This is a genomic window from Microcystis sp. LE19-41.2A, from assembly GCF_027530405.1.
Lineage (GTDB): Bacteria > Cyanobacteriota > Cyanobacteriia > Cyanobacteriales > Microcystaceae > Microcystis > Microcystis aeruginosa.
The window spans coordinates 1-15,394 of sequence record NZ_JAPZQJ010000304.1; the positions used below are offsets into that span (position 1 = coordinate 1).

At 38.6% G+C, this 15,394-nt stretch carries 12 protein-coding genes and 1 pseudogene; 2 read left to right on the forward strand and 11 right to left on the reverse strand.

What is annotated here, in order from left to right; genetic code table 11:
• Window positions 1–187: 187 nt before the first annotated feature.
• The 7 genes from O9290_RS12825 to O9290_RS12855 form a co-directional block, all read right to left on the reverse strand.
• A complete protein-coding gene (locus O9290_RS12825; protein WP_002756784.1) occupies window positions 188–367 on the reverse strand; it encodes a hypothetical protein in 180 nt (59 codons plus the stop codon).
• A 293-nt stretch (window positions 368–660) separates the two neighbouring features.
• Window positions 661–1,671 carry a hypothetical protein gene (locus tag O9290_RS12830; RefSeq protein ID WP_288058569.1) on the reverse strand — a complete coding sequence of 337 codons (1,011 nt, stop codon included), beginning with the start codon at window positions 1,669–1,671 and terminating at the stop codon, window positions 661–663.
• A gap of 36 nt (window positions 1,672–1,707) precedes the next feature.
• A complete protein-coding gene (locus O9290_RS12835) occupies window positions 1,708–3,369 on the reverse strand; it encodes a DUF4127 family protein (protein WP_288087127.1) in 1,662 nt (553 codons plus the stop codon).
• Window positions 3,370–3,439: 70 nt separating this feature from the next.
• Window positions 3,440–5,662, reverse strand: coding sequence for a patatin-like phospholipase family protein (locus tag O9290_RS12840; protein WP_288058573.1), 2,223 nt, complete (start codon window positions 5,660–5,662; stop codon window positions 3,440–3,442).
• A 333-nt stretch (window positions 5,663–5,995) separates the two neighbouring features.
• Window positions 5,996–8,299 (reverse strand): SH3 domain-containing protein, encoded by a 2,304-nt coding sequence (locus tag O9290_RS12845; RefSeq protein ID WP_288058575.1) that lies wholly within the window; start codon window positions 8,297–8,299, stop codon window positions 5,996–5,998.
• A 65-nt stretch (window positions 8,300–8,364) separates the two neighbouring features.
• On the reverse strand, window positions 8,365–9,396 hold the full coding sequence (locus O9290_RS12850) for a hypothetical protein (RefSeq protein WP_288058577.1): 1,032 nt from the start codon (window positions 9,394–9,396) through the stop codon (window positions 8,365–8,367).
• Between the two features lie 41 nt (window positions 9,397–9,437).
• A complete protein-coding gene (locus O9290_RS12855; protein ID WP_288058579.1) occupies window positions 9,438–10,121 on the reverse strand; it encodes a hypothetical protein in 684 nt (227 codons plus the stop codon).
• 416 nt (window positions 10,122–10,537) lie between these two features.
• On the opposite strand from O9290_RS12855, the gene O9290_RS12860 reads away from it, so the two are divergent.
• Window positions 10,538–11,266: a hypothetical protein gene (locus tag O9290_RS12860; protein WP_288058581.1), complete on the forward strand. Its 729-nt coding sequence runs from the start codon at window positions 10,538–10,540 to the stop codon at window positions 11,264–11,266.
• Window positions 11,267–11,378: 112 nt separating this feature from the next.
• Here the strand turns inward: O9290_RS12860 and cysK are convergent, their stop codons facing one another.
• On the reverse strand, window positions 11,379–12,338 hold the full coding sequence (gene cysK / locus O9290_RS12865) for a cysteine synthase A (RefSeq protein WP_052276418.1): 960 nt from the start codon (window positions 12,336–12,338) through the stop codon (window positions 11,379–11,381).
• Window positions 12,339–12,395: 57 nt separating this feature from the next.
• Entirely contained in the window at window positions 12,396–12,542 is a 147-nt protein-coding gene (locus O9290_RS12870) for a hypothetical protein (RefSeq protein WP_002756797.1), read from the reverse strand.
• An 83-nt stretch (window positions 12,543–12,625) separates the two neighbouring features.
• Here O9290_RS12870 and O9290_RS28510 point away from each other — a divergent pair, with 83 nt between their 5' ends.
• Window positions 12,626–12,880, forward strand: a complete 255-nt coding sequence (locus tag O9290_RS28510) for a hypothetical protein (RefSeq protein ID WP_002756798.1) — start codon at window positions 12,626–12,628, stop codon at window positions 12,878–12,880.
• A gap of 18 nt (window positions 12,881–12,898) precedes the next feature.
• Here O9290_RS28510 and O9290_RS12880 read toward each other — a convergent pair whose 3' ends face one another.
• Both O9290_RS12880 and O9290_RS28515 read right to left on the reverse strand, forming a co-directional pair.
• Window positions 12,899–14,353 carry an SAM-dependent methyltransferase gene (locus tag O9290_RS12880; RefSeq protein ID WP_288058584.1) on the reverse strand — a complete coding sequence of 485 codons (1,455 nt, stop codon included), beginning with the start codon at window positions 14,351–14,353 and terminating at the stop codon, window positions 12,899–12,901.
• Between the two features lie 2 nt (window positions 14,354–14,355).
• Window positions 14,356–15,015, reverse strand: a pseudogene (locus O9290_RS28515) (type II restriction-modification system restriction endonuclease).
• Between the last annotated feature and the right edge of the window lie 379 nt (window positions 15,016–15,394).

Sequence of the window (15,394 nt, forward strand, 5' to 3'; positions counted from 1 at the left end):
TAAATCCTTATCTGGTAAGAGACTTAATGGATTAGTTCGCTCTAGATCAAAAACAATTGTCAAAAATCGCTAAATGCCTTTCTATATAAGGGTTACATCCCTTATAACCCCCGTCCATTGCATAACACAAACCGAAGAGCCCTATTTTGAAAGCCTTGCTAGAAACCAGTTTTAGGGACAAGTATAATTACTCGCTTGCATAAATGAGATGCTCCCGTTGCTCATAAGCTCGATTAGGATTTTGAGGGTCAGGGACAAGAATATTCTTCCACCAAGACGTATTTGGATAACCGGCATTTTTCAGATCATCTAAGCCAATATTGTCGGGATGATAGGCATTCGGCGCACCATCGGCATCAATACTCATTTTTGATTGATAGAAAAAAGCGGTTTGTCCTGAAATTTGCCAAACAGAATAACCGCCAATTTCAAAGAGTTTCGTTCTTAGTTCACAGCTTATGGAAGAAGCTTCAATTTCTAAAGTAATCTTTTCACTAGCAACAGAATGATTATCTTGATCAAATCCTCTCGCTTCAATTTGACGTTTGCCGTTGTCAGTAAAACGATAAGAGACTGACCAATTGCCATTAGAAACTGAGCTATTACCGAAGTGCCACTTACTTTAAACGGTCGGCCCATGGGCATTGTTAGAATACGGAACTAAAGATTCGACAGATTGAAACCACGATTTAAAGGATAAATACCCGGTGGCAACCAAAATCCTTCTGTGTAGCCATTCTCCCATTGTATATAAACATGATCGAAGAAATCGAGGTTTTCAGCATGAAGGTCTTTAATTTGCCATTTAGGCCCGTTTATGCCCTTTTCGTGTTTGCCCTGTTGATCATCCCAATCATTCTCTGGGTTGGGAAACTGAGTCCTTTTTGCTCCATCTTTGGTGATGTAATAAATGTGATACGATTGATCCTGATTATTTCGAGGCGCTCTTGCTCCAATTGCCCCACGAGGTGCTAGGTAATCTTCTTTCAAAAAGTAGAGAAAACCGAGACGACGCAGTTTTGTCTCAACGCCTGTAACTTGAACATTATCAATTAAACAGGGGTCTTGGAAAAGTGCTTTGACAGTGGCTAATCCTAACTTTTCAGCCAGATATTTCATCACACAGGAGACAGAATAAGCGCAGGGTGCAAGATGAATACCGTATTTATCTTTGTTTTGTTCAACTAATTTCTCTAGTTTCTTATGACCTTCCTCCGTTGCTTCCATAAAGGTTTCTTTGGACTGAAGAATGGGCAGGATTCCTTGTTCAAATAACCGGCATCCTTCTTCCTGACTTAACTTGTGATCTGTCGGCAGAGACTGGGTGTGTTGGAGGTTTTTGTAAGCATCTAAAACTAAACCCTCATAAATAGTTTTAGTATAATCTGAGGGAGCTGCCACATGAATCAGAATGCTGGTTTCTTCTTTATTTTGATTGGTTTGAGTGTGAGCGATAGCGGTAATTTTGCGATCACCAGGATTCGTGAATCCTGAATAAGTAATCGACCAAGAACCGTCTGCTTTAACCTGATTATTGCCTAGGGAATATTTGTCATCTGCTGTGAGTTCTACAGTGACTATTCCAGAATTTACTTTGCCTGTAAAAGTAACAGGTTTTAGACATTCAAAGCGAGCATGATTGGTAGGATTGATAATTTGTAGGGAAGTCATGGTATTTCTCCTATGGGATTGTTGAAAAATTTACTGTTAGACGAATTGATCGCCCAATGAAGGATTAAAAGCGATCGCTTCCAGATCGGTACGATAGATACCAACTTTATGAATTTCCTCTGGTAATCTTGGCCAGATGTGGACTTCACTCTCAAAAGTGCGCCAAAATTGCGGGGTAATTCGGAAGACTCGGTTATTAACAAGGGGAAGTCCTGTAAAATGTTCTTGCATTCTGGCATTAACGCGCCGATTTAAGACCTCAAAGACTTTTTTGACCGTAGCAGGATTATCATATCCGTCGTAATGCTTGAAAGTTATTCCTGTTTGATTTTTTAGCTGATTACAGAAGCTTTTAGGTTCTTCGGATCGTTGAACTTCTTTATAGCCATTAGCAAAAACATCATGAGCAATTGCCTCCAGGTAAAGTTGTCTTTGAGCGGCGGAATTTTTAGAGTAGAAAAGAATTTTTGCCACCGCCAAAGTTGAGCCAACACAATTGCCAAATGTTCCCCAACTACCGAAGGCCAACAAATCATCATAAGGTAACACAGAAGTGGCATTCCAAGCCCCATTAAAAAGTCGGCCATCAATGATGACTAATTTAGCGCGTTGCTCAGAAGAATAGTTCTTATATTGAGCCAGAAATTGCTCATCTAACTGGGCTTGTTTCTGGTCGTCTTTCTGATAATCATCAATACTACCATTTTGACGACGAGTTAGGATAGCGACCTCGAAATCCCAATCATTTTCGGTTTCAATGAGTCCGATAGCGGGCAATTTTTCTCGAATCACTTCCCAAGGCTGGCGGTTAGCATCATAATGAAGTTTGGTATCATTATTCGCTACTTGAATACGCACTTTCGTCTGAGGAAGAGTTTGAGCCATCGCCATTGCTACTAACTCATCAGCACCCCAAGTAATTGACTTTTTCAGAGCAGATAAATGGTATTTATCCAGAAGTTGGTCAAGTCTTTCTTTGATTTTATTCCGAACTTTTATAGCAACTGAACTAGGGGAATCTCCCATAGCACAAACAAGACCAGAGATAGACAAATTGACTGCTTGCAAAAGACGAATTGACTGTTCAATACGCCACAGTTCTTTTTCATGTCTTGGTACTAAGTGGGGAGAAGAAGAATTACCAATACCCACAAAAGATTGAATGAGAACTGCTTGATCAAATTTAGAAAGAGTAGCCAGATAGTCTTCAGGATATTGGACTAAACGCTCGGCAATAATAAACGCTGTATCGTTAACAGGAAGTAAGGAATTGAGTTGTCTGACAAGACTATCTACTTGTCTTCTCGGTCCCAAAATATAAGCTGGATAAATGCGTTCTGAACGTCCGTCTAATCCATTTAAAGGAAAAATCCCCAGTCCCGCTTTATCTTGTTCTGTTGGTCGATGATACACCTTAAATTGAGACTGCTTAATATCTTGTAATATCTTGGCCACAGGGTCATTACTTTTAATGTCGACATGGGGAATATAAGCGAACCATTTCGCTATCTCATTAACAGGGGTTGTTAATTCTAATTCCCAGTGGTTATTGTCCGCAGATTTGTAATTATTAATCTCAATTTTATCTCCTGCTGTCAAGGAAAATTTTTGAGTAAGATCAGTAATTTGACTGCTATCTAGGGTAGATTGTTTGATAACAGTATTGACTAGAGCTTTCAGTTTTTGGGTAGTCATCATTTTTGCTCCTTTTTTTCAATAAATTATGAAACACTTTATCGAGGAAACATCAAGTCATGAAAGCGTGCAATCACTTAACCTTTTCGATGAGAATTTGGATGTGTTTAATAAACTTATGTAAGTTTTCTTCATCTGGAGCGGACGAAGGAGTAAATGAGATGATCTCCCACCAAATTGATGCAGTCTCTTCTATGTCTTTGAGGTTTAATTGGTATAGTTTTTCACGGAAATCTCGGGCGAATTTCTCAAGAATTTCTGGATTATCTCTATGTTTATTAAGTTGAGAAAGTTTAAGCATTTTCTGGTGCAAGTGATTAGACATTTCCTCGGAAAGATTTCGTTTATCTAAAAAGATTGACCAAAGTAACGACACCCCTAGAGTTTCAATCTTGCTGAGAAAAGCTAAGGAGTAAAATTGCGGTTCTTTAATGTCAGATTGCTTATAAAGAACACCAATTTTATTAGCTGAATATTCCAAAAGATTGTAGCAAGCAGCCACAAACCCACAGGTGATTACAACTTCGGCAGCAGTTCTTTTGCATCTTGTGTCTGAGTTTGCTGAGTCAGTGGCAAAGGTCATGTATAATTGTTGTTGTTTAACCTCATGTTTAACCTCGGTAGTCCATTTCAAAACCGATTGTTCTTCTACAATTGCATCAATTAAAGTAGAATTTCTTTCCTGAGTTTTTACAATGCAAAAATTGTACCATTTTAACCATAGAGTTGTCGGTAAAGCGGTTGCTAATTTAGCTAAACATATAAGCTTTTTGATCTTTACATATTCATTGCCTTTATTTCCTAACTGTTCTTTCAGCTTATTAGCATCTGCCATATTTTTCTCAGTCATTAAAGCCAGCACTAAAGTATTGATTTTACGAATTTGTTTGATAAGGTCGGAATCTAATTTGTCAAAAGATGGCGACTGAATATCCGTCAACCTTGTTAATTTGGGAACAAGCTCACTTAATGCTGTATCTGGATCATTTCTATTATAAAGATCGAAGATCAAATTACGGATCAGGTTTATTTTCTCATTTTCTTGTTGATGATTTTTGTTTTCTTGTTCATACTTATACTGTAAAAACTGATAAGTTAGATTACGATTTCTTGTTAAAAATGCTCCAAAAGTAGGGAGGAATTCTTGTATTCGATCAGGAATCAATTTAGCTAATTTATTAATATCCAAAAACAGTCCAGATAAAGAGGTTGAAGGACTAAGTTTTTTGATTCCTATTATTGAAGCTAAACGATCCAGAAATCGATAATTAAAGTTAAATACCCCAAAGAGAAAATTGATAAGAGGACATAGTAAGAACTTAGGTAAATTATATTTGTTGACTAAAGCTTGGTAATCCTTGACTTGACCCAGGTTTTCCGGTGCTAATAAAGCATTGGATGGTTCGAGATTATCTGCATCTGTAGCAATGACTATATTTATTCCATAAGGAAGTGTTAATTTCTCTGTTTGATTAGGATTTTCAGAATCTTGTCTGAGGGATTCGATGGAGGTTAGTGCTAAGTTATCATAAAAACCGGCATCCATTAAAGCAACACTTTTATGGTGAGCTAGTATCTCTTTTAAACAAGAGCCATCAGAAAAATTATCAGGAAAAATTATCGGTTCAAATCCAATAGGAAAACATGACGAGGCTGCAATCATGTCTCCTAAACGGAGTTTATAACAACAGTCAAGTATTCTGAGGGCATAATAGTCATTATCACTATCATCCGATAAATCGAGGAACATATTACCAAGAATCAGGCCTTTATTATTTTTCTGCGTCCGCAACATTGCAAATCTAAATAAAGACGCATCAGTCATATCAGTGGAATTAATAGTGAGACAATCGGGAGATTGATCGGATTCTAGTAACCTCCAAATTTGATCCATTATGTTTAGTTTTTCGGGATGTATAGCAATTTTTTCTAATTCTGCTTGATAACATTTAGCAGCTTTGTTGATCGTTTTTTCATTCGATCCAAACTTATCTAAGATAGCATTAGCGACTTTACCACTTTCTAAAAACTCCTTTAACGGACGATAGAATTTTTCAATTAAAACTGATTGATGAAATAAATCATTAGGATTTTGAGTACAAAAATTGGCCTTAGAAACTAGGAAAAAGCTGCTAGTAATTGACCCTCCTGAAGCTGATGAAATTGCTTGAGTTTTTTCTAACCAACCTATTTTTTCTAAAAGAACCATCGTTCCTAAAGAAAATCCTGCTGCTCGAAATCCGCCACCAGAGAAACTTAAAGCAATTGTCCGTTGTGAATTTTGTTGGCTATCCATGTTCTTAACACTCCATAGTAGCATAAAAATGCTTTAATAATTAGATCATTTCAGAAAATTTTTTCTGATTTTTTCAAGGTAATTTTAGAAGGCATAAGTCAAAAAATGTGATAAACTTTTCCCCCACTTTCGTTAACATTTTAGATTACTTAAAGTTTTATTTTTCTTGAATTCTACCTATTCTTCAAAGACAAAATGAATATCTTGATCGCCTTGACTTTTATCTGTCCATTGGGGCCAATAGTGTTGCTATCCTTGGCAATCAAGTTAAGTCAATGCAGACAATATTTTATCTGTGATTGCTTAACTTGACGTGAATTTTTGGACAAGAAATTAAGCAATTGAACACCAGCGAACAATGGTATAACCAATGACACCGGGATCACCGTTGCTGTTTAAATCATTCCAAAATCTGGTGTATTCGTTGGGAGGCATGGTTTGACATCCGGCACTGAAAGGATTCGTTTCTCCACCTTGATGAAATAACATCGTTGTTCCAGCAGAAGCACGAGGTTCATTAGGTTGAAATAGGCCATCGTGACTGGTATCTCGTTCCGCCATGGCTGATGCGGTAGGACACAATACTTTACCCAGGGTGGCACTTGTTCCTGTTTTATATTCGTAATATCCTTCGGGTAAACGTCCTAAATCCAGTCGTCCATCACCATTTGCATCAACCCCCATTCTGTTGCGATCAGCCAATGGATTATTACTATCTTCATACTGAGATGAGGGTTCCGTGTTAGAGGCGTATTTACAAGCGTGTTTCCCTGCGCCATCTTTCCAGATCATGTAAGTAATATCATCGTAACAACCATGCCAATCATTGACTTTTGTACTGGTTTCCTTCCGGAAAGAGATTAAGTTGCGTTTACGCAATGTTCCGCCATTATGGGTGATAATCTCGGCACAATAATCGTATTGCTCACTTTCCGATAGATTAGAAGCAGGAGGGTTGATTCCCGAACCCATCAGGCGATCAGAGGTTAAACTTTCTAGAACCCAACCGGAACAAGGTGAACTAATACGAAGCCATCTCGCACCTTGGCTATCCAAACCAGCATCTACGACAGTTAAAGCCGTGTTATTGTCTAATTGACCCACTTTTTCATAGGTAGTTCCAGGTCCAGAGCGCACATTTAAGGGAGGATTGGCATCAGCAGCAAAGACTCGATGCAGCGAGGAAGTTAAAGAAGTAAAGACATAACCTTCCACAGGTTTATCAATGCGGAGCCAATTGTCATCCGTCCCTATCACGTTTAAGGGTGTGCCATTAGTCAGTTCTGTCACCACTGAAAAGTTTGTTCCTGCCCCTGAACGGACTTTTAAAGGCGGATTCGGGTCATTGACAAACACGCAATAGGAGGATTTTGTTAAGTCACGATGAACATAACCTTCAATCGGTTTACTGATTTTGAGCCAATTTCCCTCTTCACCTACAACCGTTAATCGTGTCCCGTTATCTAAACGCCCCACAGGATCATAATTACTTCCTGCACCTTTCCGCACATTTAAAGGCGGATTGGCATCACAGACAAAAACGAATTTTTCTGGCTGAGGTGGATTAACGATGGGTGGTTGAATTCCTAAATATTCCTTAACTCCCGCACAAATTTTCTCAACAATTTGCTGATAACCGCCATCTCTCAACCAACGAGCATCTTCATCATTGTCAATGAAGCAACTTTCAAGCAAGATGGTGGGCATAGTACAATCATGGGTACAATTCCAGACACGACTATACCAGTCATGGGCAAAGGGCGTTCCAGCGTATTTATAACCCCGTGCTTGTAAAGGCAGTCCTCGGAAGTGTTTATCCATGATTTTGATAAATTTCTCAAATTCTGGACTCCGATTCACATAGAATAACCACCAACCTTTTGCCTGTCGGTTACAAGCATTATGATGCAGACACAAACAAATATTTGCACCACTGTCATTAGCTCGTTGTTGTAATGTGGAAAGGGAAGCTAATTCATTTTCTTGACGACAGATAATCACTTGATAATTGCCTTCCGCTTCTAAACGGGCTTTAATTTCAACTGCTTCTTTCCAGTTGTAGTCTTTTTCCCGTAAATTTAGCGTATGGTTGACTGCCCCTGAATCTGTCCCTCCATGTCCTGGCATAATAGCAACTTTGAAAATCCGTGATGGAGGAGGTTGTTCTCCACCATATTCATCTAGTAAGTTTTGAGCTTCAGGGAAAACATTTTTGACCTTACTGACATAGTTTGGGTCGGTGGCATAGCCTTTTTCCCAAATATATTGTAAATAGCCTTCGGGATCATTATCATAGGCTTCCCATCCCTGATAGGGGGAATTCGGACGACCGATAAACCGCCAATATCCCATTGCGGCCTGTTCTGCGGTTTTCCAATGACACCAATAACAACCATTGGGTTCGCTAGGGGTAACTAACCAAATTTGATGGGTGATTTTTTCGGTGTAATTGTCGTCAATTTTATCTCGCCATTTGAGTCCACCGGGGTTTCCCGCTTCTTGAAAAAGTTTACTCGTACCTCGTGCAGATTCAACGATTGCTTGTGCTAATTGAACAACCCGTAATTTGCGATACCGAGTGGGAATTTGTTCGGTGGTAGCAACGGCACGCACATAATCAGTCCATGAGAAGATCATAATCGTTTCCTCCTATTATTAAACAGTTTCCAAATACTAAAAGTTAGGGAATGTAAATTAATTGATTACTGCTCAAAATTCTTAAGATTTTCCTTTAAGTAAGCCAAGAGAATCTCTAGACGTTTTGCTTCCGCTTCAGTCACTCGTTCACCTTTTTGTTTTAACTCAAAATACCGCTTAGTAGAACTAGCTAAACGAATAGTTTTACCCAATTCTTCTAAAGCATTGAAGTAGGGAATCACAGTATTAGAAGTGGTTAGAGGATAGTTAGTAGTTCTGTGGTAAGCTTCTAATACTTCAGTGGCTAAGTTTTTCTCGATTTGACTGGGGGCTAAAGTAATCCCTTTTTTGATGTTAACTACAATGTAAGGACTCACGGGTTTATTATTAGTTGCAGTCACAATTCCGTCTGAGCCCATTTTCAAGGTTTCTATCTCAACGGGTTCAAAGAAAAAGGCATAAGCTCCTGTTTGTAAGGGAGCTTCTCCAATCACAGGTCTTTGCTCAACGTTAGCAGGATAAAGACCAAAAGTTGATGTTTTCACTTGGGGTTGAAATCTAGCTTCAAGAACAGTGGCTAGAATATTATTAATGCCCTGTAAGGCTGTACTTCCCAGTGTTGTATAAGGTATTAAACTAGGAAAAGCAGCTCCTACAGTTCCTACAACTTGCTTCAATGAATTGGTAACTTGTCCTAAAGTAGAACGTCCTAATCCTTGACAAAAACTACTAAACGATAAATACAATTTCTGAGATTTTTCATCTTTTTGAAAGTCTTCAATGACAGCAACATTTTCAGCCCAAATGTCTGTTACATCTAAAGTCATTCCAGAGATGTGATTAAGATAGTGAACCTTGAAAATAGGGGTTTCTTGATCTCCTAATCCTATCTGACTGACAAGAGCGAAATAGTTATTATCCCACTGTCCTGCTAAATAATGACCTTTGTACTTAGTATACAGTTGCAGTGAAATTGTATTGATCGAGATAGTAAAATCCTCCGCAGGAGCAATTAAAGCATCATTGTCCTTGATATAGGGATCAAGTAATTTTCCCGGTTCGTGAAGAGGAACTCTACCAATAGTTGTCGTGGTCATTTGATATTCTCCTGATGGCATCAATAATGCAGGTAATACATCTAAGCAATTACTGTTGTCCCGGTGATTAAATCTTTAAACTTTGCCGCAACCTGATTTTCCCAAGCCTGAAAAATCAGATCATCTTCAAATAATTTTTGAGGATTAATGGTAGAATTAGGATTGATCAGAACTCCGATATCTCGGTATTCAGGTTGCTCATCTAAAGCGTAAGCTGCTAACTCACTACAAATCCATTTATCAGGACAGTTGAGAGCTTCAGACAGTAATTTTTTGATTTTTTGCCGTGATAAAAGACTGAGTATCTGACCGGGTAAACTTCCAGAAAAGGCATGAGCTAGGATTAGTTTATAGTCATATTTTTTACCTAATTCTGGTTTGAGAATCTCAACAATACGCTCGGCAATCTCGTCAGTTAAATCTTTGGGTTTGCGGAAGAAAATTTGGCAATTAGAAGGTTGAAAATAGGGTTCTAGAGGATTTTCTTCTACCATATTCGTGCCAGCATTCGCTTCAATACAGGTATTTTCCCCCGTAACGATGAGAGCGTGAGTAGCATAAATATTGCTCATTTTATCCCACTTAGTAAAATAAGCAATTCCTCGACCAACTGGATTTGTTCCGTCATAGGTAAAACCGATGTAACCCTTGTTATAGTTAACTCCGTAAACAGGGTTCAAGGTGACGATTTCAAGTCTGGCTTTTTGTTGTAGTTGAGTAGTCATTTTTTTGCCTCTCAGAACGTAACAAAGGAAGTTCTAACTCTGTTCGGAAGTGAAATAGATGAGTTAGATAGCTGGCGTGACTGGGTAAAATTAGGTGCGGTACTTATACTTACTACTCTAGATCGTCTATCAGAATTTACTGCCCTAAAGACGGCAAATTAACATATTTCTTTAGGTTTCTGTATATAAGTTTACAGAATATTGTTCAGCTATTTATTAATAAAAAAAGTTGAGTTTGATTGAAAACCATCCTAACACTTTAGCTCGCCAATCTGAACTTTAGCCGATTCTCGATCGCAATTTTAGCCCACCCTAGCACTGCGCTCTTTTCCCACAAGGATTTTTACCAAGAAAAATGATCTGTCTGCCTGAGAACAGGCTATAGTGATCATCAAACCCTCAGTGAAAAACTTCCCGTGTCTTCAGTATTCCGCCTTCCTCCCTATTTTTCCCCCGCTCTGCAGCGTCGAGTCATCAAAACTCTCGCCGCAAAAAAAACCCGTCAATTCTTGACATGGGCGGCAGCTTGTGCTAGTTTTTTAATCCTCTGGGCGTGGAATTGGCAGTTAGTTTTGGCCACTTTAACCGGGGTGGGGGCGATGATTGGAGTTTACCATCTCCAGGGTCAAAACTGGCCATCGCTGTGGCTGTGGGGGCGTGCTTTTTTCAGTGCCGATAGCGGTAAGTTAACTTTAGCGGTAGTCTGTGGCGGTTTGGGCAGTTTAGCCACCTATCTCGCTGTCGCCATTTGGACCTATGCCGAAAATCGCTGGTTGGCCCTGGCCTCAATTTTGCAAGGATTTGGCACGGTTTCGACTTTAATCCTGCTAGGATGGCATTTTCTCGACCATCGCGGTCAAAATGAGTCAAAAAACTTCGATCGCTGGTTAGAAAAATTAACAGTCAATGATCCCTTAATGCGCTTAATGGCAGTCCGACGTTTAAGTGAAATGCAACTTTCCCCCAGTCGTCGAGAACAATGCCAAGAATACTTCCGTTATCTTCTCTCGCGAGAAACCGATGCACAAGTGCGATCGGCTTTATTGGATAATTTTGCTGGCAAAGAAGCAATCAAACCGCAACCTTTACAAATACCCCTACAGGTGAAAAAATCCAGCCTCAAATCAGTGAACAGTAATCAGTAATCAGTGAACAGTGAACTGAAAACTCACATCTGATAACAGATAACAGATAACTGATAACTGAATCCTACCCCACCATGAAGATGACGGCTAGAGGCTGAAGAGGATATTTTTTTTACACCAAAGTTAACTCGCGCTCCTCGATATTTTGGAACATCAGCGTACTCAGATAACGTTCCCCAAAACTAGGCTGAATCACCACAATTAATTTACCCTCATTTTCCGGTCGTTGGGCCAGTTGAATCGCGGCGCAAAGATTGGCACCGGAAGAAATCCCCGAAAGTAAACCCTCTTCTTTTGCCAGACGACGACCAAATTGAAAAGCTTCCTCATCACTGACAGTAATTACCTCATCAATCAGATCTGTGCGTAAAACTTCCGGAATAAAACCCGCACCGATACCTTGAATTTTATGGGGACCGGGATTACCCCCAGAAATCACCGGACTATTGAAAGGTTCCACCGCGACTACTTGAAAACTAGGTTTACGAGATTTAATCAATTCAGCGACTCCCGTAATCGTGCCTCCAGTACCCACACCCGCAACAATAAAATCCACCTGTCCCTCCGTATCTTGCCAAATTTCCTCAGCAGTGGTGAGACGGTGAATTTCCGGGTTAGAAGGGTTGCGAAATTGTTGCAACATATAAGCGCCGGGGATACTATCGACGATTTGCTGCGCGCGTAAAATTGCCCCTTTCATACCTTGGGAACCGGGGGTAAGTTCTAGGGTAGCACCGTAGGCTTTTAACATCGCCCGGCGCTCTAAACTCATCGTTTCCGGCATAGTTAAAATTAAGCGATAACCCTTAGCTGCCGCAGTCATCGCTAGAGCAATTCCCGTATTGCCAGAAGTGGGTTCCACTAAAACCGTGGTTTCTGGATTGATTAAACCCGCTTTTTCGGCGCTATTAATCATGTGAGTGCCAATGCGGTCTTTGACGGAAGCAGCGGGATTCATCCCTTCTAATTTCATCACAATTCGGCCAAGACAGCCCTCCGCTTGGGGAATCCGATTCAATTGTACTAAAGGTGTGCGGCCAACCAATTCGGTGACATCGTGAGCGATACGCATGATATTTTCTCAGTCTGGGTGATTCGTGTGCTTAGTTATAGCGGTGAGCTCTCAGCTTTAGCGTTTGAGAATTTCCTCACTAGCCAAGGAGGCGCTATATAGCTCACTTATAGCAAAGGCCAGCCCTAGATCGGCAAAATTTCCATTTTCCTTTGTTTCTTCAGTCGGTCCGAGTTGATTCCCAGAGACAGGCAAAACTACCATGACCGATAAGATTGCTTTTTTCCAAAAGCTTATACTTGTACTAAAATAATTATGGATAGTTTACTAAAGTCAGAATTACGGTCATGACTATTAAATCTAATCTAGCCCTATTGAAAGAACAACACATAGAAATTAAGGGCGGATATTCTAGAGTAGTTATGATAATGTATAAAGATCAATATAAAGAAAAGGAATCCAAAGATAAAACCATCGCTCAGAAATTTAATACCTATCATTTTGTAAAGTATAAAGAGCAAGTGGTTGACTTATTAACCCGTGGGGGTACCGTTAGCGTCGAGACAAGGACAATTATCGAGGAGATGAAAAAATTATCATAAAATATCCCGTGAGATGCGTTACTTAGCTGCGTTAGCGTTAGTAATACACCCTAATTCTGACAAATTCAAACTATTTAAAATACGGGTTTTTATTGGTCTTTTTTCATCCCAGAATATCAGAGATGAATAAAATTCCATCGCTAGGGAAGAATTGAGAAGCTGTAGTGTTTTCTGAGCAGTATCTAAATCATCAAAGCTTAAGAAGTAAACAGTATCATCGAAAATAACTGTTTGATTTTGATAGGGTGATATAAGTTGAAAATTCAGTTTCTTATAAAGTCCAGAAATGGCAATTTTAAAAGGAGAGAAGGTGTAAGAACCAACGCCGAATATAGAAAAATCTGGTTGATTTTGATAGATTTTGCTTTTTCTATTCCCAAAGTAATCTACATGATTAACTAGATACTGCCAAGTTTTTGGCGCTATATCTCGCATATTTTCTGTAGATTCACCAATAAACTTCTGAGTTACTAAAACGTATTTATTGATAATTTCTAGGCGATTTTGTGCCACATCTGAACCTTTAAGGAGAGGATAAAGATAGGTGGTTTCAATATCAACGATTTCCTTTAAACCATTGACAAAAATTCCATTAACTAACTGCAATTCCATGACTTTTGAGCAATCATGTTTAATACCTGAACGCCATTTTTCTACTAGAGGATGCCGATGATATAACTTCTCTAGTCTGATAAAAGTATTTAAATCTCTGACTAGAATATCATTTTGATAACCAATACGCTGAAACTCCCTTTCCTCAAAACTCTTGAAAACATCACAAAAGTAATTTTCTGATTGAGAATCAAATTGACAAAATAGGAGACAAGCATCTACATTAGCTTGAAAATATTTTTGAGTGTTTATCGGATAAATTGCCGAATAGGTGAGATTAATTTTCTGAGTATAAATATAGTTCAAAATTTTTCTAGAAACGGCTGTTTTGCAGATAATTGCCAGATAAGCTGAACGATGATTAAGACATTCAATCAATTTAATTAACATCCATTCTGAAATATCAAAGTTACTTTTTCCTGTGATAGCATCTAAACCATGATAACCTTGAAAGTTACTTTTTTGCGGTAAATTGCTACCATTAATCAATCCCTGTTTTGAGTTTGTTATCCAAGGTAGATTCCCCAAGAATAAAATATTCTCTTTCCATGCTTGAGTTAGAGCATTCCAATCACAGTCAAAAAAATTATTTTGATGAACTTGTATTCTTGTATCTTGGCATAATTGCTCATCTTGGGCTATCTGTGCAACATAATTAGGATTAATTTCAAAGCCAAGAATTTTTTCAGTTTGTTTGAAGGTAACTGCTGCCGATTTTAAAAAGTTTCCTGTACCACAAGTTGGCTCAATAATTACCTTGGGATTAACATTTATTTGTGATAACTTTTGGCAAATCTTTTCGGCTAACTCTAAAGGAGTTTGAAAGTCGCCGTATTCAACTTTAACTGGAGAAACTGACATTACTAATTCTCTCTATAAATAGCGATTAATCCTTCTTCTTGACCAGCAAGATCAATTACTCTAGTATATTGTAGTCTCCACTGTAAGGCGTTGGAAATGGTTAAAAATCCTTGTACTGGAGGATTAGCAAGAATTTCATCGGCTATATTGGATGCTTCCATTTCATCAACGGGTAAGTTTTTATCTAACATAAAGGCCATTAAATCATCTTTGTTACCCTGATTGTTTAAGATGTTGCGAATATCACGAGTCATCTGGAAATCAGCTGTTCTTTCAGCCGATACAAAAATTGTCGTGATCATTCTTAAATTGGCAGTGCGATTGAGACTATTATCTAACTTTTCATAAACAAAAATAATTAAGGAATATCCTAAGCCAAAAATCTTTTGTCTTGCGGATTTAAAAGGACAAGATGATTGTGGTTGTTTAGTACTGGTTACTTTTATATCAACCAGCAACTCAGGAAAATCGATACCACTGGCTGCATTACCCTCAACAAAATCATATTTTTCTTTTAGATATAGTTTAAACTTTTGTTCTCAGTAGGTTCCGATCGCTTTACCATCTGTAACACCGTAGAGCGAAGCTTCTTGATGTTGAGACTCTAAAGCTGAAAATATAGCCGCCTCATTACCTAAAGATTCTTGGGTTAATCTTGACATATATAGCTAAATTAATTAATCTCCTCGTTTTTTCTATCTGACAAAATTAGCAAGCTTTCTTAATTATAAGTCAACTGCCATCTATGTAATAGATCGCTGTGAAGCTTGAGACAAAATATTATCGCTCATAGTTTTTTCTTAATATGAGATACAGAAAAGTAGTCCTGTGACTTGGGATTAGCTTTGCTCAAGACTTTTAAATTAACTAAAATTATCGCGCACAACCCTTGTCTAAAACCTATCCCTTATAGAGATCTTTCTTAACAATTTGGTCAGTAAGGACTCTAACCCTTATCCTGACTTGATTTCAGTTTTTTCTTTGTCATTAAGGGTGTCAACAAGGAATATTACAGATTGTTAACCGAGTCTTGAAAGCCCT

What these genes read in the sequence shown, in the direction of transcription:
- O9290_RS12825 (WP_002756784.1), bottom strand. Translation starts at nt 367, where the DNA reads ATGAGTATTGATGCCGATGGTGCGCCGAATGCCTATCATCCCGACAAT.
- O9290_RS28510 (WP_002756798.1), top strand. Translation starts at nt 12,626, where the DNA reads ATGACTATTAAATCTAATCTAGCCCTATTGAAAGAACAACACATAGAA.
- cysK (WP_052276418.1), bottom strand. Translation starts at nt 12,338, where the DNA reads ATGCGTATCGCTCACGATGTCACCGAATTGGTTGGCCGCACACCTTTA.
- O9290_RS12855 (WP_288058579.1), bottom strand. Translation starts at nt 10,121, where the DNA reads ATGACTACTCAACTACAACAAAAAGCCAGACTTGAAATCGTCACCTTG.
- O9290_RS12880 (WP_288058584.1), bottom strand. Translation starts at nt 14,353, where the DNA reads ATGTCAGTTTCTCCAGTTAAAGTTGAATACGGCGACTTTCAAACTCCT.
- O9290_RS12850 (WP_288058577.1), bottom strand. Translation starts at nt 9,396, where the DNA reads ATGACCACGACAACTATTGGTAGAGTTCCTCTTCACGAACCGGGAAAA.
- O9290_RS12830 (WP_288058569.1), bottom strand. Translation starts at nt 1,671, where the DNA reads ATGACTTCCCTACAAATTATCAATCCTACCAATCATGCTCGCTTTGAA.
- O9290_RS12840 (WP_288058573.1), bottom strand. Translation starts at nt 5,662, where the DNA reads ATGGATAGCCAACAAAATTCACAACGGACAATTGCTTTAAGTTTCTCT.
- O9290_RS12835 (WP_288087127.1), bottom strand. Translation starts at nt 3,369, where the DNA reads ATGATGACTACCCAAAAACTGAAAGCTCTAGTCAATACTGTTATCAAA.
- O9290_RS12870 (WP_002756797.1), bottom strand. Translation starts at nt 12,542, where the DNA reads ATGGTAGTTTTGCCTGTCTCTGGGAATCAACTCGGACCGACTGAAGAA.
- O9290_RS12845 (WP_288058575.1), bottom strand. Translation starts at nt 8,299, where the DNA reads ATGATCTTCTCATGGACTGATTATGTGCGTGCCGTTGCTACCACCGAA.